Source organism: Pseudomonas sp. SL4(2022), from assembly GCF_026625725.1.
GTDB lineage: Bacteria > Pseudomonadota > Gammaproteobacteria > Pseudomonadales > Pseudomonadaceae > Aquipseudomonas.
Genome location: NZ_CP113060.1, coordinates 2,090,345 through 2,114,817, shown reverse-complemented (window position 1 = coordinate 2,114,817; position 24,473 = coordinate 2,090,345). Strand labels below are relative to the sequence as shown.

Here is a 24,473-nt window from a genome sequence, read left to right as displayed (position 1 = left end):
CACCTGTCGATCAAACTAGCTGGGCGCAGAGATGCAGGACACGCCCACGCATAGGTCGCTGGAGTTATGCTGTGTTTTCCCTTCGTTTCTGGAAGCCCGTGTGAGTCCACTCGAAAACCCGACGCGCAACCGCCTGCAGCGCCTGTGGCTGTGCGAAGCCCTGCGCCTGCGTGAAGAACATGCCGGCCCACTGGAAGACGGCGAAGCCAACCGCCAGGCCCAACGTGCGGCCAGCGGCCTGCCTGAACGCATTGAAGCACGCGCCCTGTGGCTGGCCAACCGTGATGGCCAGCTGCAGGCCCAACAGCACTGGCTGCAAGGGGCGCGCATGGCCCTCGGCCTGCTGGTACTGCTGGCCCTGCTCAGCGGAGCGGGCTTGGCGCTGAGTGCACTGGGCGATGGCCAGCGCCCGATCAACGTGTTCTGGGCTGTGGGCAGCTTGCTGGGTCTTCATCTGCTGCTGCTCTGTGCCTGGCTGCTGAACCTGCTGCTGACCGGTAAACAGCCCGGCGTGCTGGGCCGGTTGTGGCTGTGGCTGAGTGAAAAGCTGGCCCGCGATGCTCGTGCCGCCCAACTGGCCCCGGCACTCCTGCTGCTGTTGCAGCGTCAGGGACTCAGCCGCTGGCTGCTGGGACTGCTGGTGCATGGACTGTGGCTGGTCGCTCTGCTCAGCGCCCTGCTGCTCACCCTGGCCTTGCTGGCCACCCGGCGCTACGGATTTGTCTGGGAAACGACGCTGTTGGGCAGCGACACCTTTGTCAGCCTGACCCACGCGCTGGGTGCCATCCCGGCACTCCTGGGGTTTACCGTACCCAGTGCCGACATCATCCGCGCCAGTGGTGATGCGGCTCTCCCGATCGAAGCCGCGCGCCATGCCTGGGCCGGCTGGCTGCTTGGCGTGCTGCTGGTGTTCGGCATCCTTCCACGTTTGCTGCTGGCTCTGTTCTGCCTGTGGCGTTGGCAGGCCGGGCAGAGGCGCTTGGTCCTGGACCTCAGCCTGCCTGGCTACAGCCTGCTGCGCGAACGCCTGCAACCGAGCAGCGAACGCCTCGGCGTGTGCGATGCCGCGCCTGCACAGCTGCATCAACCCCAGGCAGGCAACCACACCGAAGGCAGCCAGGGTGCGCTGCTGGTGGCCGTCGAACTGGACCCGCTGCGCAGCTGGCCACCCGTTTTACCCAAGGGCATCGGCGATGCCGGGGTGATCGACAGCCGCGAACAACGCAAGCAGCTGCTCGACCAACTCAACCGCTTTCCACCGGCCCGCCTGCTGATTGCCTGCGACCCGCGCCGTTCGCCGGATCGTGGCAGCCTGGCACTGCTCGGTGAACTGGCACGCAGCGCAGCCGCCACGCGCATCTGGTTACTGCCACCGCCGCCCGGCGAAGCCCTCGACAGCACCCGTTTGGGCGACTGGCACCGCGCGCTGGAGCAATTGCAGCTGAGCTACAGCGACAGTGCGCCGCTCAACTGGCTGGAGCATGGCCATGACTAAAGCCCTCAAGCTGGCCGTGGTCGGTCACACCAATGTCGGCAAGACCTCGCTGCTGCGCACCCTGACCCGCGACGTCGGCTTCGGTGAGGTGTCCCATCGTCCCAGTACCACTCGCCACGTCGAAGGCGCACGCCTGTCAGTGGACGGCGTGGCCCTGCTGGAGCTGTACGACACGCCCGGCCTGGAAGACGCCATCGCCTTGCTCGATTATCTGGAACGCCTGGATCGCCCCGGCGAGCGTTTGGACGGCCCGGCGCGGCTGGCGCGTTTTCTCGATAGCAGCGAAGCGCGCCAGCGTTTCGAGCAGGAAGCCAAGGTGCTGCGCCAGCTGCTGGCCTCGGATGCCGGCCTGTATGTGATCGATGCGCGTGAGCCGGTGCTGGCCAAATACCGCGACGAACTGGCCGTGCTAGCCATGTGCGGCAAGCCCTTGCTGCCGGTGCTGAACTTCGTCAGCAGCAGCCAGCATCGCGAGCAGAACTGGCGCGATGCCCTCGCCCGCCTCGGCCTGCATGCCCTGGTATGCTTCGACAGCGTGGCGCCACCGCTGGATGGCGAACGCCGCCTGTACGACAGCCTGGCGCTGCTGCAGGAAAAAGCCCGGCCACAACTGCAACAACTGATCGACGACCACCTGGCGCAGCGCCAATTACGCAAAAGCAGCGCTGCGCGGCTGATCGCCGAACTGCTGCTGGACTGCGCCGCCTGCCGCCGTAGCGTGGCCGCGCAAGCGGTGCTGGAACAGGGTGCAATCCGCGACCTGCATCAAACCATTCGCCAGCGCGAACAACGCTGTGTGGACGCCCTGCTGCGCCTGTACGCCTTTCGCCGGAACGACGCCGAGGCCGGCGAACTGCCACTGCTCGACGGGCGCTGGGGTGACGACCTGTTCAACCCGGAAACCCTCAAGCAGCTCGGCATCAATATCGGTGGCGGCATGGCGGCGGGTGCGGCCACCGGCATCGGCGTCGATATGCTGGTCGGCGGCATTACCCTCGGCGCGGCAGCGCTTATCGGTGCCGTGCTCGGCGGCAGCGCGCAGACCCTGCGTAACTACGGCGCGCGGCTGAAAGGCAAACTCAAGGGTCAGCGCGAGCTGACCGTGGACGACGCCGTGCTACGCCTGCTCGCACTGCGCCAGCAGTTGCTACTGCACGCGCTGGAAGCCCGTGGCCACGCCGCCGTCGAGGCCATCAACCTGAGTACGCCGCAGGACGCCAGCTGGCGCGAGGGCAAGCTGCCAGACACTTTGTGCAAAGCCCGTGCTCATCCCGAATGGTCATCGCTCAACCCCGGCGCAACGCTGGAGGATGGTGAACGCCAGGTGCTGGTGCAGGCGTTGGCGGCTGAGTTGCTCTAACCGCTCAAGGCGTCGCGGCTAAAGCCTCTGCCACAAGACATTTAACGATCTGTGGGAGGGGCTTTAGCCGCGAACAATATCGAGGAAGATCAGACCGCGACAGGCGCCGGGATATGCGGATGCGCCTGATAGCCAAGCAGCTCGAAATCTTCGAACTTGAAGGCCAGCAGGTCTTTGACCTCGGGGTTGAGCTTCATGGTCGGCAGCGGTAGCGGCTCGCGGCTCAGCTGCAGGTCAGTCTGTTCGATGTGGTTGGCGTACAGGTGGCAGTCGCCGCCGGTCCAGATAAAGTCGCCCGGTTGCAGGCCACAGACCTGCGCCACCATCAACGTCAGCAAGGCGTAGCTGGCGATATTGAACGGCACGCCGAGGAAGATATCCGCCGAGCGCTGATACAGCTGGCAGCTCAGCTTGCCGTCGGCCACGTAGAACTGGAACAGCGCATGGCACGGCGGCAGGGCCATCTGCTCCACCAGCGCCGGGTTCCAGGCGGAGACGATCAAGCGGCGCGAGTCGGGGTTCTTCTTGATCATCTCGATCAGCTTGCTGATCTGGTCGATCGACTCGCCGTTCGGCGCGGGCCAGCTGCGCCACTGGTAGCCGTACACCGGGCCGAGGTCGCCGTTTTCGTCGGCCCACTCATCCCAGATGCGCACACCGTTGTCCTTCAGGTATTTGATGTTGGTGTCGCCCTGGAGGAACCACAGCAGCTCGTGGATGATCGATTTCAGGTGGCACTTCTTGGTGGTCACCAGCGGGAAGCCGTCGGCCAGGTTAAAGCGCATCTGATGGGCAAAAATGCTGTAGGTGCCGGTGCCGGTGCGGTCACTCTTGAAGGTGCCGGTCTCGCGCACCAGACGCATCAGGTCGAGGTACTGTTTCATTGCACGGCCTCCTGCGCCGCCTGACGTTTATAGGCGTAGGCAATCAGACCGAGGCCACCGAAGATCATCGGCAGGCAGAGGATCTGGCCCATGGTCAGCCAGCCGCCGGCCAGGTAGCCAAGCTGAGCATCCGGCACGCGGACGAACTCGACGATAAAGCGGAAGATCCCGTAACACAGAGCAAACATGCCGGATACGGCCATGGTCGGGCGCGGTTTACGCGAGTAGAACCAGAGGATGGTGAACAACGCCACGCCTTCCAGGGCGAACTGATAAAGCTGCGAGGGGTGGCGCGCCAGTTGCTGCGGGTCGGTGGGGAAGATCATCGCCCAAGGCAGATCGGTGGCCTTGCCCCACAGTTCGGCGTTGATAAAGTTGCCAATGCGCCCGGCACCCAGGCCAATTGGCACCAGCGGCGCGATGAAGTCCATCAGTTCGAAGAAGCTTTTGTTGTTGCGCTTGCCGAACCACCAGGTGGCCAGCATTACGCCGATCAATCCGCCGTGGAACGACATGCCGCCTTCCCAGATGCGCAGCATGCGCACCGGTTCGGCGATATAGGCCGCCAGGTCGTAAAACAGCACATAACCCAGGCGGCCACCGAGGATCACCCCCATGGCGACCCAGAACACCAGGTCAGAGAGTTTCTCCTTGTTCCAGGTCGGCGCAAAGGCGTTGACCCGGCGCGAGGCCAGCCACCAGGCACCACCGATGCCGATCAGGTACATCAGGCCATACCAATGGATTTTCAGCGGGCCAAGAGCCAGTGCAACCGGGTCGATCTGCGGATAAGGCAGCATTTCAGTTCCTCAAATCAGAAAACTCAGGCCCACGCTAAACAGCAGCAGGGCAAACAGACGCTTGAGCAGGCGCGGTGACAGCTTGTGCGCCAGGCGTGCGCCGACACGGGCAAAATACATGCTGGGAATGGCGATACCGACCAGCGCCGGCAGGTAGACAAAGCCCAGGCTCCACTCCGGCAGCACGGGTTTATCCCAGCCCAACCAGATAAAACTCAAGGCACTGGCCACAGCAATAGGTAAACCACAGGCCGAGGATGTGGCTACCGCCTGCTGCATAGCCACGCTGCGCCAGGTCAGGAACGGCACGGTCAGAGAACCGCCACCAATCCCGAAAATCGCCGAGGCCCAGCCGATCACCACACCTGCCACCGCCAACCCTGGCTTGCCTGGGACCGTGCGACTGGCTTTGGGTTTCAATTCCAGGGCCATCTGCACGGCAATGATGATGGCAAACACGCCGATGATCTTCTGCAGCATCGGCCCCTGAATGGCCGCTGCAGTGACCGCGCCAATGGCCGCGCCCAGCAGGATACCCAGGGTCATCCAGGCAAATACCGGCCACAGCACCGCACCTTTGCGGTGGTGCTCGAGAACCGAGTTGATCGAGGTAAAAATGATGGTGGCCAATGAAGTGCCCACTGCCAGATGGGTCAGCACCAGGGGATCGAAGCCCTGCGCAGCAAAGCTCAGCACCAATACCGGGACGATGATGATGCCGCCACCAACGCCAAACAGCCCAGCCAGGGTTCCGGCCGCAGCGCCCAAGATCAAATACAGCAGCAGTTCCATCAGCACCCCCGCACACAATCCGGCATGGTAACGGATGCAACGCCCCAGACTCTACTTTGGGCGATGGATGTAAGCCCGGGCTTTGCGTAAAGTGCCGTGACCGCCCCTGGAATAGACCACCGTGCGCCCGACCCTGTACCTCAAACTGAGCTGCAACCAGATGCACCTGAGCCACCTGCAAAGCGGCCGCGAGCTGCATTTGCCGGCCGCTCCTGCCTTCAGCAACCAGCGCCTGCTGGTGGCAGATTTCGCGGCCGCGCAGCAACTGTTGCAGCGCGGCGTCGATGAAATCCTGCCCAAACGCTTTTTGCGCCTGAGCCGGCCGCCGCAACTGCTGATTCAACCGCTGGAGCGCCTGGAAGGCGGCCTGTCGCAGGTCGAGGAGCGCATTTTGCTGGAGCTCGGCCTCGGCTGCGGCGCGCGAAAAGTGCGCCTCCACCTGGGCATCGAGCTGGACAACGCTGGCGTGCTGGCAAAGTTAAGGAGCTAACTCATGTGCCTGATCGTCCTGGCCTGGCGACCGGGCCATGCCCAGCCGCTGCTACTGGCAGCCAACCGTGATGAGTTCTATGAGCGTCCCAGCCAGGCAATGGCCGAATGGCCCGATATGCCGGGGGTGATTGCCGGTCGCGACCTGCAAGCCGGCGGCACCTGGCTAGGCATCGGCGCCAATGGGCGCTTTGCCGCCCTGACCAATATTCGCGACCCCGGCCAGGCTCAAGGCAGCCGCTCACGGGGCGAGTTGCCGGTGGCCTTTCTCGCCGGCAGCCACAGCATCAAAGACTTTCTGCATGACCTGCACGAGCAGCGCCGTCACTACAGCGGCTTCAACCTGCTGCTCGGTGACAGCCAGCAACTCTGGCACTTCAACTCCCTCAACGGACGCGCCAGGCCATTGGCTGAAGGCGTGCACGGCCTGTCGAATGCCGACCTGGACACGCCCTGGCCCAAGCTGCAGCGGGCCAAGCAGGCGCTGCACAAAGGGCTGCATGAGCCGCATCCACAGATGCTGTTCAAGCTGTTGGCCGACCCCACGCGCGCAGCAGACGCTGAGCTGCCGCAAACCGGTATCGGCCTGACCGGCGAACGCTTGCTGTCCAGCATATTTATTGCCAGCGCCACCTACGGTACCCGCGCCAGTACTGCGTTGATCGTCAATGCCGACGGCAGCCGCGTGCTGGCCGAGCGCACGTTCGGCAGCTATGGCAGCTGTTTAGGTGAGGTGATTTTGCACTGCTGAGGCCGCTCAGTGGCTGCGGGCAGGCTCGCTGAATCCATCAAGGGTAAACAGCGGCGAGGCAATCGTCGGATCGTCGGCATCGGCAACCAGCAGCGGCCGACCATCGGCCTGAAAAGCCAACCCTTCGATCTTCACCACAGGCGTCAGGCGGCTTAGCTCAACGACCGTCAGCTGCGCATCCAGCCGCCCAAGCACGCTGCCGACACAGGCACCGTCCAGGTAGCTGGAGTCGGTAGCCTCCGCCGTCGCCGTGAAATACAGCGCACCAGAGGGCGCCACGCTGAGGTCAGTCAGGCTCAGTGGCACGCCGTCCAGCTCCGGCAACTGCAGCGGCACCGTCCGCTGCAGAGCGGCGGCACTCAGTTGTCCGTGCTGCAGATCGCGCTGCACCTGCGGCAAATCGAGCACTACCAGAGCATTTTCCCGGCCGCGGCCATTGCCGCGCTGCGCCAACAGCAACTGCCCGCGATAGGCCACCCCGCCTTCGATATTCAGGTCCTGAAAGTGCTCAGCGAGCGCCTGGTATAAGGGGTTAAGATCGATAACCCGCACACTGTCAGCCTTAACCAGACAACCGCGACAACGCCGCTTGGTCGAACCCGACCCCAAGGCCAGCAGGCCGCCTTCAGGTAATAACAGCAACGCCTCGAAATCCGGTTTAAGGCGTTTGCGCTGCTTGGCATCGGTGGGTAATTCGCCGGGGAGCAGGGTCTGTTCGGCCTGCCAGTCGCCACTCAGGTTATAGCGCTGCAGCACCAGCGCATCGTCAGCCAGTACCCACAAGCTCTGCCCCTGACACACCAGTGCACTGGCTGCCGACAGACGCAGGGTAGCCAGTTGGCGCAACGCCAGGAGGTTATCTGCAGGACTCAGCACGAGCCGCGAGCGCTCACGCCTGGATATCCGACGCCGGATTGATCATGCGGCCCAGGCCGAGGTTGCGCAGGGCCAGTTGCAGGGTGCTGTGGATCACCTGCGGGTTGTCGATGCTCATGACCTGGCTCAGCAATTCCTGCGCCTTGCCCAGGCTGATCTGCCGTAGCAGCCATTTGACCTTGGGCAGGTTGGTGGCGTTCATCGACAGCCCGTCGAAGCCCATGGCCATCAGCAACACAGCGCACGCCGGATCACCGGCCATCTCACCGCAGATGCTCACCGGCTTGCCTTCCGCATGCGCGCCAGCCACCACGATGCGCAGCGCCTGCAGCACCGCCGGGTGGAGGAAGTCGTAGAGATCGGCGACGCGCGGGTTGTTACGGTCCACCGCCAACAGGTATTGGGTCAGGTCATTCGAGCCGACGGAGAGAAAGTCGACCTGGCGCGCCAGTTCGCGCACCTGATAGACCGCCGCAGGAATCTCGATCATCACCCCAACCGGTGGCAGCGGCACGTCAGTGCCTTCGTCGCGCACCTCGCCCCAGGCGCGGTGAATCAGGTGCAGCGCTTCTTCCAGCTCCTGAATCCCGGAAATCATCGGCAGCAGGATACGCAGGTTGTTCAGCCCCTCGCTGGCCTTGAGCATGGCGCGGGTCTGCACCAGGAAGATTTCCGGGTGGTCGAGGGTCACGCGGATACCGCGCCAGCCGAGGAAGGGGTTGTCTTCCTTGATCGGGAAATAGCTCAGCGCCTTGTCACCACCGATATCCAAGCTACGCATGGTTACCGGCAGCGGGTGGAAGGCGGCCAGTTGCTCGCGATAAATCGCCAGCTGCTCCTTCTCGCTGGGAAAGCGCTCCTTGATCATGAACGGCACTTCGGTGCGGTACAGGCCCACCCCTTCGGCACCGCGCTCCTGAGCGCGTTTTACATCGGCAAGCAGGCCGGTGTTGACCCACAACGGCATACGGTGTCCGTCGAGGGTTTCGCACGGCAAGGCGCGCAGCGCATCAAGGCCCTGGGCCAGCTGACGCTCTTCCTCGACCACATCGGCGTACTGCTTGCGCAGCACTTCGCTGGGGTTGGTGAACACTTCACCGTGATAACCGTCGACGATCAGCTGAATGCCATCAATCTTCGAATACGGCAGGTCGACCGCGCCCATCACCGTGGGAATACCCATGGCCCGGGCAAATATCGCCACATGGGAGTTGCCGGAGCCCTGCACGGACACCAGGCCAACCAACTTGCCTTCCGGTACTTCGCCGAGCATCGCCGGCGACAGCTCTTCACTGACCAGAATGCAGTTATCCGGGTATACCAGGGTCTGCTGGCGCGCCTGCTGCAGGTAGGCGAGCAGGCGGCGGCCGAGGTCTTTGACATCGCTGGCGCGTTCGCGCAGGTAGGCGTCGTCCATCAACTCGAAGCGATTGACGTGCTCGCTGACCACATGACGCAACGCGCCCTGCGCCCACTGCCCAGTGCGGATGACCTTGACCACCTCGTTACCCAGGGCCGCGTCTTCCAGCATCATCAGGTAAACGTCAAACAAGGCGCGCTCTTCGGGGCGCAATTGCGTAGCCATCTTCGCCGAAAGCGCGCGCATATCGGCACGCACGCCTTCCAGCGCGGAGTTGAATAACTCCAGTTCGGCGGCGATGTCATCCACCGTCTTGTCCGGCACCACTTCCAGATCAGCTGGCGGCAGCACGACCACGGCAGTGCCCACGGCGGCACCTGGCGAGCCCGGCACCCCGACGAACTTGGCCTCCTGAATGCCCTTGCCCTGACGACCCAGACCGCGAATCGACCCTGTGGCCTCGGCATGGGCAATAACCCCGGCGAGTTGTGCGCTCATGGTCACCAGGAAGGCTTCTTCACCTTCATCGAACTGGCGACGCTCCTTCTGCTGCACAACCAGCACGCCCATTACCCGACGGTGGTGGATGATCGGTGAACCGAGGAAGGAGGCATAACGCTCTTCACCGGTTTCGGCGAAGTAGCGATAGCGCGGATGTTCAGAGGCGTGCTCGAGGTTCAGCGGTTCTTCGCGGGTGCCGACCAAACCGACCAGACCCTCGTTGGGCGCCATACTGACCTTGCCGATGGCTTTCTTGTTCAAGCCCTCGGTGGCCATCAGCACAAAGCGGTTGGTTTCAGGGTCAAGCAGGTAGACCGAGCAGACCTGGCTGCCCATAGCATCGCGCACCCGCTGCACGATAATGCCCAGCGCCGCCTTGAGGTCCTTGGCGGCGTTTACTTCCTGGACAATCTTGCGCAGCGTATTGAGCATACTTGGCTCAGCCTGTGTCAGTCGCGCGCCAAAAGGCGCGGCGCGAGTTCCTTGAGGGCGCGACGGTAAACCTCGCGTTTAAATGTCACCACCTGGCCCAGCGGGTACCAGTAACTGACCCAGCGCCAACCGTCGAATTCCGGCTTACCGGTCAGGTCCATGCGTACCCGGTCTTCTGCGCCAGTCAAACGCAGGAGAAACCACTTCTGTTTCTGCCCGATGCACAGCGGTTGGCTGTGCGTGCGCACCAGGCGCTGGGGCAGACGATAACGCAACCAGCCCCGGGTGCAGGCGAGAATTTTCACATCCTGCTGTTCCAGCCCCACTTCTTCGTTCAATTCGCGGTACAGCGCCTCTTCCGGCGACTCATGGTCATTGATCCCGCCTTGTGGGAACTGCCAGGCGTCCTGGTTTATCCGACGCGCCCACAACACCTGGCCAACATCATTGGTCAGAATGATGCCGACATTCGGGCGAAAACCATCAGGATCGATCACGGCGCACAACCTCGTAAACGCATGTTTCGGCATTGTTCCACAAAGCCCGCAGCAGCAGCAACGCGAGCGGCCCGTGTAATAGGAAAGCCGTATAAAAGCCGTTATTCTGGCCGCCTTTCGTGGCAGGCAGTTAAAGGGGTTCCCGTGCGTTTGGCTTTATTCGATCTCGACAACACCCTGCTCGGTGGCGACAGCGACCACGCCTGGGGTGATTACCTGTGTGAACGCGGCATTCTCGACGGCATCGCCTATAAGGCGCGTAACGATGACTTCTATCAGGACTACCTGGCAGGCCGCCTGAACATCACCGACTACCTGAATTTCAGCCTGGAAATCCTCGGCCGCACGGAAATGGCCCAGCTGGAGCAATGGCACCGCGAATTTATGCGCGATTGCGTCGAGCCCATCATCCTCGCCAAGGGCGAAGCATTGCTGGCCGAACACCGCGAAGCCGGCGACAAGCTGCTGATCATCACCGCCACCAACCGCTTCGTCACCGCGCCGATTGCGGCGCGCTTGGGCGTCGACACGCTGCTGGCCACCGAATGCGAAATGGCAGATGGCCGCTACACCGGGCGCACCACCGATGTGCCGTGCTTCAAGGAAGGCAAGGTCACGCGCCTGAACCGCTGGCTGGCGGAGAGCGGCCTGAACCTCAACGACAGCTACTTCTACAGCGACTCCATGAACGACCTGCCGCTGCTGGAGCACGTCACCCACCCCTTCGCCGTCGATCCCGACCCGAAGCTGCGCGCCGAAGCCGAACAACGCGGCTGGCCAGTGATCTCGCTGCGCTGAATCCGCCGCCAATAAAAACGCCGCCTGATCAGGCGGCGTTTTTGTTTGCAAGCCAGCTCAGACCGGCTTGGCACCCATCAGGGCCATGATCACCAGCAGCAACAGCAGAATAAGACCGGCATAGACAGCGCAGAAATTCAGCAAGCGCTTGGGTGCCGGCGCGCCGTTGAGGGCTTGCCAAGCTGACAAACGACCGGCCAGCAGCAGGCCCACCACCATCAACACAACAAACAGCACACTGCTCAGCAGCAGCCAGGTCTGGCTCAACGGCCAACCGATGAGGTCAACCAGCAACCAGCCGGTTACTGGCAGGCTTAGGGCCAGCAGGCCGAGCACCGGCAGGCTGATCAGGCGGGTGCGCTTGAGCTTGCGCTGCAACACAGCGGCATCGCCACTGCGCGTGGCTTTCCAGAGCATAAACAGGTGCACGGGCACGCCGATCAGCAGGAGGATACCGGGCAGCATGTGCAACATTTTCAGTAGCGGATAGTGTTCCATTGATTCAGTCCTACCGGGTTTCCGGCTTATCCAAGAAAGAGTTTGTACGCCGGATTGTCGCTCTCATCCCAATAGGGATAACCGATGGCTTCCAGCGCCGCCGGCACGAGATGTCGCTCGGCTTGCGGCACTTGCAGCCCCGCGACGACGCGACCATCGGCAGCACCATGGTTGCGATAGTGGAACATCGAGATATTCCAGCGGCCACCGAGTTTTTGTAAGAAATTAAACAGCGCACCCGGACGCTCAGGGAACTCAAAGCGCAGCACCACTTCATCCGGCACGGCCGCCGCATGCCCGCCGACCATGTGACGGATGTGCAGTTTGGCCAGTTCGTTCTCGGTCAAGTCCAGCACCGGGAAGCCCTGATCACGCAGCCCTTGCACCAGCGCGGCACGCGGATCGCTGTCCGGGTGGGTCTGCACACCGACAAAGATGTGCGCCTCTTTGTCTTCGTGGAAACGATAATTGAATTCGGTGATCTGCCGCTTGCCGAGCGCTTCGCAGAAGGCTTTGAAGCTGCCGGGCTGCTCGGGGATGGTCACGGCGATGATCGCTTCACGCTTTTCGCCCAGCTCGGCGCGCTCGGCGACATGGCGCAGGCGGTCGAAATTGACGTTGGCACCGGAGTCGATGCCCACCAGCACCTGGCCGCGGCAGCCTTCGCGCTCCACGTACTTCTTGATCCCGGCGACACTCAGCGCCCCCGCTGGCTCAGTGATCGAGCGGGTGTCATCGTAAATGTCCTTGATCGCCGCGCAGATCTCGTCGGTGCTGACGGTGATCACTTCATCGACATAGTCCTTGCACACCTCGAAGGTGTGCTGGCCGATCTGCGCCACGGCCACGCCATCGGCGAACAAACCGACCTGGCTCAGCACCACGCGCTCACCAGCGGCCATGGCCGCTTGCAGGCAATTGGAGTCGTCCGGCTCAACGCCGATTACCTTGATTTCCGGGCGCAGGTATTTCACGTAGGCGGCGATCCCGGCAATCAGCCCACCGCCGCCGCACGGCACAAAGATGGCATCGAGCTTGCCCGGCTGCTGACGGAGAATTTCCATGGCAATGGTGCCCTGGCCGGCGATGGTGTGCGGATCATCGTAGGGGTGGATATAGATGTAGCCCTTTTCCTCGACCAGTTTCAGCGAAAAAGCCAACGCCTCAGGGAAGCTGTCGCCATGCAGCACCACCTTACCGCCCCGCGAGCGTACACCCTGCACCTTGATCTCCGGCGTGGTCTTGGGCATCACGATGGTGGCTTTAACGCCCAGCACTTTGGCCGCCAGCGCCAGGCCTTGGGCATGGTTGCCGGCCGACGCGGTGACCACACCGCACGCCTGTTCTTCAGCCGAGAGCTGCGCCAGCTTGTTGTACGCACCACGAATTTTGAACGAGTACACCGGCTGCAGGTCTTCACGCTTGAGCAGAATCTGGTTACCCAGGCGCTCGGATAGCTGATTAGCCACCTGCAGCGGGGTTTCCACCGCCACGTCATAAACGCGCGAGGTGAGGATTTTCTTGACGTACTGTTCGAGCATGGCGGGCATCGCAGGCGGCTTTTCAGGGAGTCAGCGAGTCTACCCCAGCGCTGCGCCGAACGACCATACAAGCCACGGGGTTTTCCCAGCCAGCGGCCCGCTGGCGCCTCAGTCAGGCTATAATTCGCGCCTTTCCACCATTCCCACACCAGGCCTAAAGATGAACCAGGATCAACTCAAGCAAGCCGTTGCCCAGGCTGCCGTCGACTTTATTCTTCCCAAACTCGACGCCAAGAGTGTGATCGGTGTCGGCACCGGCTCCACCGCCAACTGCTTTATCGATGCCCTGGCCAAGCACAAGATGGAGTTCGACGGTGCCGTGGCCAGCTCCGAAGCCACCGCCGCACGCCTCAAGGGCCATGGCATTCCCGTGTATGAGCTGAACACCGTCAGCGACCTGGAGTTCTATGTCGACGGCGCCGACGAGAGCGACGAGCACCTCAATCTGATCAAGGGCGGCGGCGCCGCTCTAACCCGAGAGAAGATCGTCGCAGCGGTGGCGCAGACCTTTATCTGCATTGCCGACGCCAGCAAGCTGGTGCCGGTACTCGGCGCGTTCCCACTGCCAGTGGAAGTGATCCCGATGGCGCGCAGCCATGTCGCCCGCCAACTGGTCAAACTCGGTGGCGATCCGGTGTACCGTGAAGGCGTAGTGACCGACAACGGCAATATCATCCTCGACGTGTTCAACCTGTCGATCACCAACCCCGTGGAGCTGGAAAGCCAGATCAACGCCATCGTCGGCGTGGTCACCAATGGCCTGTTTGCTGCACGCCCGGCTGACTTGCTGCTGCTCGGCACCGCCGAGGGTGTGAAAACCCTCAAGCGCGCCTGAGAGCCTACCCGCAGTCGGCTGCGCGCCGGCCCTGCTGCGTTAAAACAGGCTCGGGATGCTCATCTACATCAGTAAACTCCGCTTCCTCGCCTGTTTTGACCAGCCGGAGGCTGTTACTAACGTAGCGCCTTGCATGACTCTGGCTTGCCAGACTCTGAACAGGTTCTGACCCAGAGCAGGAATCGGCAGCTGTGCAAAAATGAATCAAGTCGGCAGACAGCCTGCGTCCTTGCCGTCATGCTGCCGGCAGTGCTTAGCAGGTCGTTAAAACGTAATCAGGATCGCCAGGGAGCTTTATGTCCGCATTCGTCTCGTCCACCCATGATCGCCAGTTGGAACTCGCCGATCTGCTGCGAGAGCTGGTCGCCCAGGGCCGGACCAATCAGGACAATGCCGAACAATGCCTGGCGATCCGCCGCAGTGCCGTGAATAACCAGCAGCACCCGCTGGAATTTCTTGCCGCGCAGCAACTGGATGATCTGAAAAGCCCTGGCAAGAAGCTTGAACTGGAAGGCCTGACCAGTTGGCTGGCGGAACAATGCGGCCAGCCCTTTCTGCGCATCGACCCGCTGAAAATCAATGTCGCCGCCATCACTCCGTTGATGTCCTACGCCTTCGCCCAGCGCCACAAGATTCTTGCCGTGGCGGTGGATAACGACAGCGTAACCATTGCCAGCAGCCAACCCCTGGTGCACAGCTGGGAAGCCAATCTGATCCATGTGCTCAAGCGCCCGATCAAGCGCGTGGTGGCCAACCCGACGGATATTCAGCGTTTCACCGTGGAATTCTACCGACTGGCCAAATCGGTCACCGGAGCGAACGCGGGCGAGGTGAAGACCAGCAGCGCCGGCAACTTCGAGCAACTGCTCAACCTCGGCGCGCAGGATCAGGAGCCCGATGCCAACGACGCGCATATCGTCAATATCGTCGACTGGTTGTTCCAGTACGCCTTTACCCAACGCGCCAGTGATATCCATATCGAACCGCGGCGCGAGCAGGGCAGCGTGCGCTTTCGCATCGACGGTGTGCTGCACACCGTCTATCAATTCCCGCCGCAGGTGACCATGGCCATTGTCAGCCGCCTGAAGAGCCTCGGGCGGATGAACGTGGCAGAAAAACGCAAACCGCAAGATGGCCGGGTGAAGACCAAAACCCCGGACGGCGGTGAAGTCGAACTGCGCCTATCGACCCTGCCCACCGCCTTTGGCGAAAAGATGGTGATGCGAATCTTCGACCCGGAAGTGCTGCTGAAAAGCTTCGACCAGCTGGGTTTTTCCGCCGATGACCTGAAGCGCTGGCAGAGCATGACCAGCCAACCTAATGGCATCATCCTGGTCACCGGCCCTACCGGCTCGGGCAAGACCACCACGCTGTACACCACGCTCAAGCAACTGGCCACGCCTGAGGTCAACGTCTGCACCATCGAAGACCCGATCGAGATGATCGAGGGCACCTTCAACCAGATGCAAGTGCAGAGCAATATCGACCTGACCTTCGCCAGCGGCGTGCGCGCGCTGATGCGCCAAGACCCGGACATCATCATGGTCGGCGAGATCCGCGACCTGGAAACCGCCGAGATGGCGATCCAGGCGGCGCTGACCGGCCACCTGGTGCTGTCCACCCTGCACACCAACGACGCCCCCAGCGCCATCACCCGCCTGCTGGAACTCGGCGTGCCGCATTACCTGCTCAAGGCCACCCTGCTCGGCGTCATGGCCCAGCGCCTGGTGCGCACCCTCTGCCCGCACTGCAAAGCGCCGCACACGCTGGATGAAGACGGCTGGCAGAGCCTGACCAAACCCTGGAGCGCGCCGCTGCCAACGCAGGCACACCGCGCCGTGGGCTGCCTGGAATGCCGCGACACCGGCTACAAAGGGCGCGCCGGGGTGTATGAAATCATGCTGATCAATGATGCGATGAAGCCCTTGATCACGGAGGACACGGACCTGATCGCCCTGCGCCGGCACGCGTTCAAAGAAGGCATGCGCAGCCTGCGCCTGTCCGGTGCACAGAAGGTGGCCGCCGGCCTGACCACCATCGAGGAAGTGCTGCGGGTCACCCCGCAGAGCGAGCAGAAATAGCGCCGTTAGACGCCTCAGCTTCTAGGCAAGCGCTGCTGGCGGGCGAGAAGGCTTGCGACCCGCTGCGGTTTGCACTGCAGATAGGCCGAGGCTTGCAGCAGACGCTGATTGGAATGCCAGGCAAACAGAAACTGCCCGCCCTTGAGCTGATCGACCACCATCCGCGCCACTTCCGGGCGCACCGCTGGGCAACCCAGGCTGCGCCCGATACGGCCATGTTTCGCCACCCAGCGCGGGTTCACATAGCCCGCACCGTGAATCACGATGGCCCGTTCGCGGGCCAGGTCATTCAAACCCGGTTCCAGCCCGTCCATGCGCAGGGAATAACCGTGCTTACCGCGGTAGCTTTCCGCCGTGCGGAACAGGCCCAAACTGGACTGATGGCTACCCAGGCGATTGGAAAACAGCTCGGCGAAGTTCTCCCCGGATTTGCGGCCATGGGCGACGAAGTCACGCAGCAGCAAACGCTTGCGCTGCAAATCGAAGATCCACAACCGTCGCTCGCTGGAAGGCCGCGAATAATCGATCACCGCCAGGCGGCGCGCCGGATCAGCGCCATGATTGACCGCACACTGCATGGCCGCCAGGGCATGGCGCAGGGCCTGCGGATTAAGCCCCGGAGCGACCCTGGACAAGTCACGTTGCAGGGCATCCAACCCGCCAGCCAACGCCGCCATTGGCGCTGTCGCCAGGCACAGGGCCAGCAGAAAGCGGGATAACCGTCCGAACATGTACGCCACTACCTCCGGGTCTGTCACAGGAGCCTAATGCGCCCCCGTCTATACTGCGCAAATGTTTGCCCTGCGCAATACCGCTCTGAACCAAGGACTGGAGCAGTCGATTGTTCAAAAAAACGCCATGTTACCTGAGCCTCACCCTGCTCCTCCTGCCACTGGTCGCGAATGCTGCTGCGCCACTGTTCGCCAAGCCAGGCGATCTGCGCCCGCTGCTGACGAACCTCCGCGCGCACTGCGCACCGCTACCGGCAAGCCTAGACGAAAAGGCCGAAGACCTCCTGCAGCAGTTCTATGCCCAGCGCGCAGGCCAGCCGGCCTGGCAGAGCAGTGCGCAACTGCTGCAGTTAAATGAGCAGATCGAGCAGCTCGCCGACGATGGCCTAGCGAGCAGCGCCTACCCCCTGCCGCTGGTGGCCAATACGCAAATTGAGCGCTACGACTGCGCCGACCTGCTGACCACCCACAGTTACCTGCAGGCACTGCTGCACCTGCGCCGCGGCCGATTGTTGCAACAGCGCCTGGAACCGCTGTGGCGCTCACCGGCGCTGACCACTGCCGATCCCCAGTTGGCCACCCTGTCACTGGCCTTGCTGCACGTGCAGATGCCGAGCCAGGCATTTGTCAGCGCGCGACCTGCCAGCGCGCAATACCAGCACTTGCGCCAGGTCTATGCCCGGCAACGCCTGCAACCTCTGGTCGAGTGGCCGACCCTGGACGCCGGCGCCCTGCTCAAACCACAGGGCGAAGATCCGCGCCTGCCAACCTTGCGCCAGCGCCTGAGCGCCGAAGGCTATCTAACGCCCGCAGCAGGCAAACCGGACAACCACTACGATGCGGACACTCAAGCGGCACTGGAACAGTTCCAGCGTGACCACGGGCTCAACCCCGACGGCATTCTCGGCCCCGCCAGCCTGACCGAGCTGAATGTCAGCGCCCAGGTGCGCCGCGAACAGCTGCGCGCCAACCTCGAACGCCTGCGCTGGCTGGCGGATGATGTACGCGCGGCCGAAGTACTGATCAACGTAGCTGCTGGCGAGCTGCAGATCTGGCGTCAGGAACAGTTGCTATGGCGTAGCCGTACCCAGGTCGGCCGTGCCGATCGACAGACACCGCTGTTAGCCTCGCGCCTGGAGCGCCTGACCCTCAATCCAACCTGGACCGTACCGCCGACCATCCTGCGCGAGGATAAAATACCGGCGATACGCAACGATCTCGGCTACCTAGAGCGTCATCAGATCAGCGTGCTCGACCGTGATGGCAACCGCCTCGACCCACAGACCGTCGACTGGGATAACCCAGGTGCCATCCGCCTGCGCCAGGCCGCCGGCAGCCTCAACCCGCTCGGCCGCCTGGCCCTGCGCTTCGACAACCCGTTTGCCGTATACCTGCATGACACCCCCAGCCAGCAGCTGTTCAGCAAGGCACCACGCGCGTTCAGCTCCGGTTGCGTGCGGGTCGAAGCCGTGGACAACCTGCTGGCCTGGCTGCTTAGTCCCGACGAGCTGGGCACGGTACGCGCGCGTATCGCCGACGGTACCACCCAGCAGTACCGTTTACGCCATCCCGCGCCCTTGCTGATTGCCTACTGGACTGCCGAGGCCAACAACAGCGGTGGCGTGCGCTACTACCCGGACATCTACGCGCGTGACGCCCGCCTGATCCAGGCGCTGGCCCAGCACGCACCCTGACCGGCCGATGCAACCGTTGATCGGCGCACCTTGCAACAGCATCGACAGCAGCGCCAAGGCCAACTGTGCTTAGATACCTGAGCCGCTACCCAGCAAACATCCTCTCCTCAAGGAGCTACACCACATGGAAATTGGCAGCGTTATTTTTCTCTTTGTCGGCCTCGCCGTCGCCATCGTATTTATGGGATTCAAAGTCGTGCCGCAGGGGTTCGAGTGGACGGTGGAGCGCTTCGGCCGTTACACCAACACACTCAAACCGGGCCTGAACATCATCGTCCCGGTGATGGACAAGATCGGCCGCAAGCTCAATGTCATGGAAAGCGTGCTGGACATCCCGCCGCAGGAAGTCATCACCGCCGACAACGCCACGGTGCAGATCGACGCCATCTGTTTCTTCCAGATCATCAATTCGGCGCAAGCCGCCTACGAGGTGAACAACCTCGAGCACGCCATCCGCAACCTGGTGATGACCAATATCCGCACCGTGCTCGGCTCAATGGAACTGGACGCCATGCTCGGCCAGCGTGACGCGATCAACGAGCGCCTGCTCAAAACCGTGGATGAAGCCACAGCACCTTGGGGCATCAAGATCACCCGCATCGAAATCAAGGACATCAGCCCGCCCGCCGACCTGATGGCGGCCATGTCCGGGCAGATGAAAGCCGAACGCATCAAGCGCGCGCAGATCCTCGAAGCCGAAGGCCTGCGTGCCGCCGCCATCCTCACCGCCGAGGGGCAGAAGCAAGGCGACATCCTCAAGGCTGAAGGCCAGCGCCAGGCCGCCTTCCTCGAAGCCGAAGCGCGCGAGCGGGCCGCCCAGGCCGAAGCCGAGGCTACGCGCATGGTTTCCGAGGCGATTGCTCAGGGTAACGTGCAGGCGGTCAATTATTTCGTCGCACAGAAATACATCGAAGCCCTTGGCCAACTGGCCAGCGCCAACAACAGCAAGGTCATCCTCATGCCGCTGGAAGCCAGCCAGGTGATTGGCGCGGTGGGCGGTATCAGTGAAATCGTCAAAGCCACCTTCGGTGAGCGGAAGGGTTAAGCCATGTGGGACTTCTTGCAGCATCTGTCGTACTGGAACTGGCTGGCCCTGGGCACCCTGCTGTTGATCCTGGAAGTGTTTGGCGCCGGTGGCTATCTGCTGTGGATCGGCCTGGCCGCCGCCAGCGTCGGCCTGCTGACCTTTATCTTCCCGGGCCTGCCCTGGGCGGCGCAGTTCATCCTGTTCGGCGTGCTTTCGGTACTGACGGCGGTGTTCTGGTGGCAACGCCAACGCAGCGCAAGCAAACCGTCCGACCAACCCGGCCTGAACCAGCGGGGCAGTGAATTTATAGGCCGCACCTTTGTGCTGCACGAAGCGATCAACGGTGGACGCGGCAAGATCAAGGCCGGCGACAGCCTATGGCTGGTGGCGGGAGTGGATCTAGCGGCCGGCACCCAGGTCAAGGTGATTGGCCAAGACGCTGTAGTACTGCGGGTTGAAGCAGTGTAACTACGCCGGCTTACGCCAATCTGCACAAACGGAAAAGCCGCCCAATGAGGCGGCTTTGTCGTATCTAACGACTAATCAGAAGCTGTACAGCATACCCACGGTCAGGCTCTTGATGCGGGTGTTGTAGAAGTCGATATTGCTGTCTTCTTGGCCATAGTTCAGAGTGGCGCTGGCTTTCCAGTCTTTCAAACCGAAAGGCTCTTTGTAGGTAGCCCCAAGCGACACGCCCATACGGTCGAGCTCTTGCTTCTTGCCATAGATCGGGTTGGTCTTGTTACTTTCCAGCGAGCCCACCAGACCGCTAGCAATCAACTCCCAATCCTGCAGACCGAGATAGGCGTAGTTCAGCTCGAGCTGGGTGCCCTTCATCGCCATCGCCTCACCGTCGAGGTCGTAGTCGATGACGCTGATAGTCGGGATCAGTACGTGATTGGCATTTGGCATCCAGCGGTAGCTGAGATCTGCTTTCTTCTGATTGCCTTCACGCACAAGCAACTTGCTCTGCGCCGCCGTCAGCCCCAATGCTGTGCCGCTGAGTTCGTCATCCAATTTAATTTTACGATTGCTCAGAGTAACCGCGAAGTCCGATTCCAGAATGTGCTCCCAGCCCAGTCGCACACCCGAACTCTTACGATCAGTTTTTCTGCGGCTAGCGTTGACCACATAAGGGTCTTGCCAAACCTCGCTACGGGTACCGGCCAACAGGCTGACGCGCAGGTTACCTAGGCTACCCGCGCCTTGACGCACGCCCAAACCGAAGGTGCTGTCCTGGCTGAGGAAGTCTTCCAGTTCGGTGCCGCCAAAAATCTGCGTACGCGAACCGGCGAAGGTGTAGGTCAGATTAAACGCCGGCACAAGACCGCCATAACCCTGACTGTCTGGCGAACGGGTCAAGGAGCCGATGCGCCGGTCACCCACATCAGTACCACCAATAGTCGCCGTGGTATTGGTTTCCATCAAACTGGTCGAAACACCGAGAAAACCATAACCGGTCAGGCCATCTTTTTCGCCAATCTTGTCATGGGCCTGAGCCGACAACGCCATGGCACTGCCGATGGCCACACAGACTAACTTACGCATAAATTTCACCTTTGATGAATATCCCAATAAGTCCCAGCAAATCCAACCGTCTGGTTTTTAGTGTTCAGCCGCCATGCGCAATCACACCTAGCGAAATGCTTAAAGGCCGATACGCACATACCCCGCGGTTCATTACTAACGACTAGACCGGTCAAACGCCAAGCCACCAACAGGCATGTTACCGACTGCGCAGCCAAAGCAGAGCCCGCGGCGGCTGCGCGGCAGGTGAAAAACAGTGAATTCACCCTTTTTGATTATGTCTGAGCCAAGCCCGACGCGATGATTCATCCGTCCAGCCAACTCAGACGATACTCACCTATGAACCCTACAACCCAGACAAAACAGCACTTTGACAGGCTGCAAAGCAACAACCTTAAGCGCATCAAAGCGCACCTCAGCGAAAACTACTCGACGCTGTTCAGTAGTCCTGCCAAAGGCGCTATAACGACGCTCTGCGTCGCCCTGTCTCTGGGCGCGGCTGTGCTGGCCGCAGACACCCTGAGCCAACAGTATCTCGTACGAAAACTGACGCCCGTCATCGAGCAAAATGGCAAGAACTTTCTTGCGATAAAAATGCAAACAGCCACAACCCTGAACGCGCTAAATGAGCTGCCACGGGATGTGCAGGCGTGCAGCGAAGCCATCAATGTACAACTCACCGAAAGAACAAAAACTCAACGTTATATTTACGCCAGCGCCATCAAGCTAGACAACGGCAAGGTCTGCACCTCATACGGGCAAACCCTGCAAGCAGAACAACTGCCCAATGACCAACAAGCTAATCACTATCGCTCCAACAGCGGCGTGGACTACTGGTTCAACGCTAATCGGCAGGTCAACAGCGACAAAGGTGAAATCATCATTGGCCAGCACCATGCTTATGTCTGGCTGAACAAAGGCATCATCAACGAATCGCTGACAGCAGCTGCCGGTGTAGAGCTGGACCTGCTCGACGAAAGAACCCTTCAGCCAGTGTTCTCAAGTGATAACACACCTTGGCCGGCGCCTGAGCGCCGCCTTGAGTGGAACAAGCTGACATTTGGAAAAAGTCATGTCTACTTAGCCACGCCGACCCAAGCCAATGGGTTGCTGGCAGTCGCCTCGACACCTGTCAGCCAATACCTGCAAGCACTGCTTACATTTAGCGCCGTCTTCTTAGTGCTTGCGTGGGCCCTGCTCAAGACCACATTGAAACTGCACGCCAAGTACTTCTCTTTGCCAGCCAAACTTCGCCATGCAATCAATACGGACAAGTTGGAAATCCGCTACCAACCGATTGTCGACATGAACACCAAGCAATGGGTCGGAGCCGAGGCATTGCTGCGCTGCACACTTAATGGGCAAAACATCGGCCCCAATGTATTGATTCCCATGGCGCAACGCGCAGGCTTGATGCGCCAGCTGACTCGCCGTGTGTGCACCCGGGTAGCCGAAGACCATACCAGCCTGATGTGGGCCTGCAAGGATTTCTATATCAGCATCAATTTGTCGGCAGAAGATGTACTCGACGAAAGCTTTCCGGAATTTACCAAAAGCTTATTTGCCCACTACCAAGTACCCAGCTCGCGGATTGTCTTTGAGATTACCGAAGAAAGCCTGAATGATAAGGCCAAAGCGATAGTGCAACTAAACAAACTCAGAGAACAAGGTCACAAGATCGCCATTGATGACTTTGGCACGGGTTACTCGAGCATGTCCCATCTCGACACTCTGCCCGCCGACATCCTGAAAATTGACCGCTCATTTATCACGCCAGACAAACTAAAATACCATAACGGCATATGGTGGCACATCATCAGCATGGCCCGAGTGCAGGGCTTAACAGTTATCGCCGAGGGCATTGAAACCGACGACCAGGCCGACATTCTTAGTTATGCGGGGGTCAACATTGCTCAAGGCTGGCTATATTCCAAAGACTTATCCGCCAGCAATCTGGCTAGACATTTCTTCATGATTCAATATCCCGGCCTGGCCTAGCCCTAGGCCCGACAGACTCGCCAAGGACGGCAGTCACAATAGCGTGCAACAGAGCCACTAATCTCTTGCGAACTAATTGGGAACTCGTACCCGCTCAGGCCCAAGACAGCGCACAGCATAAATCTCAGGAGCATAAAAACAGTTACTATTGACCACATTCAAGCGATACAACGACACTTTAGAACCTGGCTTAGAGAGATAGCTAGAATTGAACAAAACATCGCGATCAAGCCCCTGAATCTGCTCATCAACAACACCCTCTGTTCTCATGCGCGCACTACCAAATAATCCCGATACAAAATGCACTATAAGCTTCGTGCTACCCCCAACATAACGACCATAATGGAACTGCTGTTCATTATCGGAGTGCACGCGAAAACTGAAATCTAACGCTGCCGCATTACTCGATAACAAAATCCCACTTGTAAAATGATCACCACTTAAAGGCTCACGCTGGCTTTCAACAGCATATGCAATGTGCGCCAGAATTAGCAGCGCAGCACTAAGACAAAGATAATGATTAATTTTCATTGCAGACAGGCCCGCAGTTGCACATCAGTCACATCGTTGAGTTGCGAGCGATGCACCAAAATAAATTCACTCGCCCCGCGCTCATCGACACACACAATAGAATAATAACTGTGCATCTTATTGACGATAATCGTCGTCGGCGCTTCAACTACCCCCCCAGTCGCCGACTGACTGATGACACTTCATCCATCAGCACACTTACATCCGCGCTATTGGGCGCCACAAACAGTTGCTGCTGCGGCCCAACTTGGCGACTAACAGTCACCATCCCCGACTGCGTCAGCAAGCCCCAATCAATCCGCCACAACAGGCTCAACGCCAATACCGCAACAAGCGCACACAAGCCTGCGCGCTGCCAATAGGGATTGACCCGCCAAAGCCGCTGCCACAAACCCGACCGAGCCGAGGCATCAACCACCACAACCTCATCAGCGGCCCGCTCAGCAGGCGCAACAGACTGCCCAGCCTGCGACTCACCGACTTCACGCCCCGGCAGCTCGACTGCCACGCTGACAAAGGCAGAACTCAAGCGATAGCCGTGGCGCGGTATGGTTTGAATGATCAAGCGCTTTTCGTCATCACCGAGAAGTTCGCGCAGCGTCGCAATGGCCTGATTTAAGCTATTTTGCCCAACCACTCGACCCGGCCAGGCAAATTCGAATATTTCATCGCGCGTCACAATCGTATCCGCCCGACTGATTAACAACTGCAAAATCCGGCTCGGCGCAAAACCCAAATCGACAGATTCGTTAGCGACACTTTCCTGAATCGTCACGCGCTGACTGGATGGATCAAAGCACAAAACCCGGCCTCCTTCATGCGCACGAATTTGATAGTTCTGCATCAATGGTTTTTCAGAATTCGTACTGCTCATGCTGATCACTCGCGACGCCGGGGTTTCTGCTGGCTGAAATTAGCAAATAAAATCAACTACGTGAACACACTTTCGCACACCCTAGCCGAGAGCTGCAACGT

23 protein-coding genes are annotated in these 24,473 nt (G+C 60.7%); 11 read left to right on the top strand and 12 right to left on the bottom strand.

Annotation, left to right across the window (positions count from 1 at the left end):
* Positions 1-100: 100 nt before the first annotated feature.
* A complete protein-coding gene (locus OU997_RS10055; RefSeq protein WP_267809804.1) occupies positions 101-1,495 on the top strand; it encodes a DUF2868 domain-containing protein in 1,395 nt (464 codons plus the stop codon).
* On the top strand, positions 1,488-2,855 hold the full coding sequence (locus OU997_RS10050; protein ID WP_267809803.1) for a DUF3482 domain-containing protein: 1,368 nt from the start codon (positions 1,488-1,490) through the stop codon (positions 2,853-2,855). Before OU997_RS10055 ends, OU997_RS10050 begins: the two co-directional genes overlap by 8 nt.
* An 89-nt stretch (positions 2,856-2,944) precedes the next feature.
* On the opposite strand, the gene OU997_RS10045 is transcribed toward OU997_RS10050, so the two are convergent.
* From OU997_RS10045 to OU997_RS10035, 3 genes are read right to left on the bottom strand one after another with little or no spacing between them, the layout of a single operon-like run.
* The gene (locus tag OU997_RS10045) at positions 2,945-3,739 is read right to left on the bottom strand and encodes a thymidylate synthase (RefSeq protein WP_267809802.1); all 795 of its coding nucleotides are present in this window, start codon (positions 3,737-3,739) and stop codon (positions 2,945-2,947) included.
* Positions 3,736-4,539 carry a prolipoprotein diacylglyceryl transferase gene (gene lgt / locus OU997_RS10040; RefSeq protein WP_108488707.1) on the bottom strand — a complete coding sequence of 268 codons (804 nt, stop codon included), beginning with the start codon at positions 4,537-4,539 and terminating at the stop codon, positions 3,736-3,738. The genes OU997_RS10045 and lgt overlap by 4 nt, the downstream gene beginning before the upstream one ends.
* A 9-nt stretch (positions 4,540-4,548) precedes the next feature.
* Positions 4,549-5,331: a sulfite exporter TauE/SafE family protein gene (locus OU997_RS10035; RefSeq protein WP_108488712.1), complete on the bottom strand. Its 783-nt coding sequence runs from the start codon at positions 5,329-5,331 to the stop codon at positions 4,549-4,551.
* 121 nt (positions 5,332-5,452) lie between these two features.
* Between OU997_RS10035 and OU997_RS10030 the strand changes: the two genes are divergently transcribed.
* Complete coding sequence (locus OU997_RS10030) at positions 5,453-5,821, top strand: hypothetical protein (RefSeq protein ID WP_267809801.1); 369 nt, start codon at positions 5,453-5,455, stop codon at positions 5,819-5,821.
* 3 nt (positions 5,822-5,824) lie between these two features.
* Positions 5,825-6,571, top strand: coding sequence for an NRDE family protein (locus OU997_RS10025; RefSeq protein WP_267809800.1), 747 nt, complete (start codon positions 5,825-5,827; stop codon positions 6,569-6,571).
* A 6-nt stretch (positions 6,572-6,577) separates the two neighbouring features.
* Here the strand turns inward: OU997_RS10025 and OU997_RS10020 are convergent, their stop codons facing one another.
* Genes OU997_RS10020 through OU997_RS10010 form a run of 3 tightly spaced genes read right to left on the bottom strand, consistent with a single transcriptional unit; the run spans position 6,578 to position 10,237 of the window.
* Positions 6,578-7,447, bottom strand: a complete 870-nt coding sequence (locus OU997_RS10020; protein WP_267809799.1) for a DUF6929 family protein — start codon at positions 7,445-7,447, stop codon at positions 6,578-6,580.
* A gap of 13 nt (positions 7,448-7,460) precedes the next feature.
* Positions 7,461-9,740, bottom strand: a complete 2,280-nt coding sequence (ptsP, locus tag OU997_RS10015) for a phosphoenolpyruvate--protein phosphotransferase (protein WP_108487892.1) — start codon at positions 9,738-9,740, stop codon at positions 7,461-7,463.
* A gap of 17 nt (positions 9,741-9,757) precedes the next feature.
* Positions 9,758-10,237 carry an RNA pyrophosphohydrolase gene (locus OU997_RS10010; protein WP_108487934.1) on the bottom strand — a complete coding sequence of 160 codons (480 nt, stop codon included), beginning with the start codon at positions 10,235-10,237 and terminating at the stop codon, positions 9,758-9,760.
* Positions 10,238-10,381: 144 nt separating this feature from the next.
* On the opposite strand from OU997_RS10010, the gene OU997_RS10005 reads away from it, so the two are divergent.
* The gene (locus OU997_RS10005) at positions 10,382-11,035 is read left to right on the top strand and encodes an HAD family hydrolase (RefSeq protein WP_108487893.1); all 654 of its coding nucleotides are present in this window, start codon (positions 10,382-10,384) and stop codon (positions 11,033-11,035) included.
* Between the two features lie 57 nt (positions 11,036-11,092).
* Here OU997_RS10005 and OU997_RS10000 read toward each other — a convergent pair whose 3' ends face one another.
* Together OU997_RS10000 and ilvA are read right to left on the bottom strand one after the other, a co-directional pair.
* Positions 11,093-11,533 (bottom strand): DUF2269 family protein, encoded by a 441-nt coding sequence (locus OU997_RS10000; RefSeq protein WP_108487894.1) that lies wholly within the window; start codon positions 11,531-11,533, stop codon positions 11,093-11,095.
* Between the two features lie 26 nt (positions 11,534-11,559).
* Positions 11,560-13,074: a threonine ammonia-lyase, biosynthetic gene (gene ilvA, locus OU997_RS09995; protein ID WP_108487935.1), complete on the bottom strand. Its 1,515-nt coding sequence runs from the start codon at positions 13,072-13,074 to the stop codon at positions 11,560-11,562.
* 160 nt (positions 13,075-13,234) lie between these two features.
* On the opposite strand from ilvA, the gene rpiA reads away from it, so the two are divergent.
* Both rpiA and OU997_RS09985 read left to right on the top strand, forming a co-directional pair.
* Entirely contained in the window at positions 13,235-13,909 is a 675-nt protein-coding gene (gene rpiA, locus OU997_RS09990) for a ribose-5-phosphate isomerase RpiA (protein WP_090250294.1), read from the top strand.
* A 296-nt stretch (positions 13,910-14,205) separates the two neighbouring features.
* Positions 14,206-15,990 (top strand): GspE/PulE family protein, encoded by a 1,785-nt coding sequence (locus tag OU997_RS09985; RefSeq protein WP_108487896.1) that lies wholly within the window; start codon positions 14,206-14,208, stop codon positions 15,988-15,990.
* Positions 15,991-16,004: 14 nt separating this feature from the next.
* Here the strand turns inward: OU997_RS09985 and OU997_RS09980 are convergent, their stop codons facing one another.
* Complete coding sequence (locus OU997_RS09980; RefSeq protein ID WP_256582966.1) at positions 16,005-16,667, bottom strand: murein L,D-transpeptidase catalytic domain family protein; 663 nt, start codon at positions 16,665-16,667, stop codon at positions 16,005-16,007.
* 164 nt (positions 16,668-16,831) lie between these two features.
* On the opposite strand from OU997_RS09980, the gene OU997_RS09975 reads away from it, so the two are divergent.
* The 3 genes from OU997_RS09975 (at position 16,832) to OU997_RS09965 (ending at position 19,910) form a co-directional block, all read left to right on the top strand.
* Positions 16,832-18,415, top strand: a complete 1,584-nt coding sequence (locus OU997_RS09975) for a L,D-transpeptidase family protein (RefSeq protein ID WP_108487898.1) — start codon at positions 16,832-16,834, stop codon at positions 18,413-18,415.
* A gap of 124 nt (positions 18,416-18,539) precedes the next feature.
* Positions 18,540-19,460: an SPFH domain-containing protein gene (locus OU997_RS09970; RefSeq protein ID WP_108487899.1), complete on the top strand. Its 921-nt coding sequence runs from the start codon at positions 18,540-18,542 to the stop codon at positions 19,458-19,460.
* A gap of 3 nt (positions 19,461-19,463) precedes the next feature.
* A complete protein-coding gene (locus OU997_RS09965; RefSeq protein ID WP_267809796.1) occupies positions 19,464-19,910 on the top strand; it encodes an NfeD family protein in 447 nt (148 codons plus the stop codon).
* A 75-nt stretch (positions 19,911-19,985) separates the two neighbouring features.
* Here the strand turns inward: OU997_RS09965 and OU997_RS09960 are convergent, their stop codons facing one another.
* A complete protein-coding gene (locus OU997_RS09960; RefSeq protein ID WP_267809795.1) occupies positions 19,986-20,990 on the bottom strand; it encodes a DUF2860 family protein in 1,005 nt (334 codons plus the stop codon).
* Positions 20,991-21,308: 318 nt separating this feature from the next.
* On the opposite strand from OU997_RS09960, the gene OU997_RS09955 reads away from it, so the two are divergent.
* On the top strand, positions 21,309-22,967 hold the full coding sequence (locus tag OU997_RS09955) for an EAL domain-containing protein (protein ID WP_267809794.1): 1,659 nt from the start codon (positions 21,309-21,311) through the stop codon (positions 22,965-22,967).
* Positions 22,968-23,039: 72 nt separating this feature from the next.
* Here OU997_RS09955 and OU997_RS09950 read toward each other — a convergent pair whose 3' ends face one another.
* Together OU997_RS09950 and OU997_RS09945 are read right to left on the bottom strand one after the other, a co-directional pair.
* Positions 23,040-23,498, bottom strand: a complete 459-nt coding sequence (locus OU997_RS09950; RefSeq protein WP_267809793.1) for a hypothetical protein — start codon at positions 23,496-23,498, stop codon at positions 23,040-23,042.
* A gap of 148 nt (positions 23,499-23,646) precedes the next feature.
* Positions 23,647-24,372: a winged helix-turn-helix domain-containing protein gene (locus tag OU997_RS09945; RefSeq protein WP_267809792.1), complete on the bottom strand. Its 726-nt coding sequence runs from the start codon at positions 24,370-24,372 to the stop codon at positions 23,647-23,649.
* Positions 24,373-24,473: the final 101 nt, after the last annotated feature.

Excerpts from the sequence above, each read along its gene's own strand:
- OU997_RS10050 (WP_267809803.1), top strand. The coding sequence starts at position 1,488 with ATGACTAAAGCCCTCAAGCTGGCCGTGGTCGGTCACACCAATGTCGGC.
- OU997_RS10045 (WP_267809802.1), bottom strand. The coding sequence starts at position 3,739 with ATGAAACAGTACCTCGACCTGATGCGTCTGGTGCGCGAGACCGGCACC.
- lgt (WP_108488707.1), bottom strand. The coding sequence starts at position 4,539 with ATGCTGCCTTATCCGCAGATCGACCCGGTTGCACTGGCTCTTGGCCCG.
- OU997_RS10035 (WP_108488712.1), bottom strand. The coding sequence starts at position 5,331 with ATGGAACTGCTGCTGTATTTGATCTTGGGCGCTGCGGCCGGAACCCTG.
- OU997_RS10025 (WP_267809800.1), top strand. The coding sequence starts at position 5,825 with ATGTGCCTGATCGTCCTGGCCTGGCGACCGGGCCATGCCCAGCCGCTG.
- ptsP (WP_108487892.1), bottom strand. The coding sequence starts at position 9,740 with ATGCTCAATACGCTGCGCAAGATTGTCCAGGAAGTAAACGCCGCCAAG.
- OU997_RS10000 (WP_108487894.1), bottom strand. The coding sequence starts at position 11,533 with ATGGAACACTATCCGCTACTGAAAATGTTGCACATGCTGCCCGGTATC.
- ilvA (WP_108487935.1), bottom strand. The coding sequence starts at position 13,074 with ATGCTCGAACAGTACGTCAAGAAAATCCTCACCTCGCGCGTTTATGAC.
- rpiA (WP_090250294.1), top strand. The coding sequence starts at position 13,235 with ATGAACCAGGATCAACTCAAGCAAGCCGTTGCCCAGGCTGCCGTCGAC.
- OU997_RS09985 (WP_108487896.1), top strand. The coding sequence starts at position 14,206 with ATGTCCGCATTCGTCTCGTCCACCCATGATCGCCAGTTGGAACTCGCC.
- OU997_RS09980 (WP_256582966.1), bottom strand. The coding sequence starts at position 16,667 with ATGGCGGCGTTGGCTGGCGGGTTGGATGCCCTGCAACGTGACTTGTCC.
- OU997_RS09970 (WP_108487899.1), top strand. The coding sequence starts at position 18,540 with ATGGAAATTGGCAGCGTTATTTTTCTCTTTGTCGGCCTCGCCGTCGCC.
- OU997_RS09965 (WP_267809796.1), top strand. The coding sequence starts at position 19,464 with ATGTGGGACTTCTTGCAGCATCTGTCGTACTGGAACTGGCTGGCCCTG.
- OU997_RS09960 (WP_267809795.1), bottom strand. The coding sequence starts at position 20,990 with ATGCGTAAGTTAGTCTGTGTGGCCATCGGCAGTGCCATGGCGTTGTCG.
- OU997_RS09955 (WP_267809794.1), top strand. The coding sequence starts at position 21,309 with ATGAACCCTACAACCCAGACAAAACAGCACTTTGACAGGCTGCAAAGC.
- OU997_RS09950 (WP_267809793.1), bottom strand. The coding sequence starts at position 23,498 with ATGAAAATTAATCATTATCTTTGTCTTAGTGCTGCGCTGCTAATTCTG.
- OU997_RS09945 (WP_267809792.1), bottom strand. The coding sequence starts at position 24,372 with ATGAGCAGTACGAATTCTGAAAAACCATTGATGCAGAACTATCAAATT.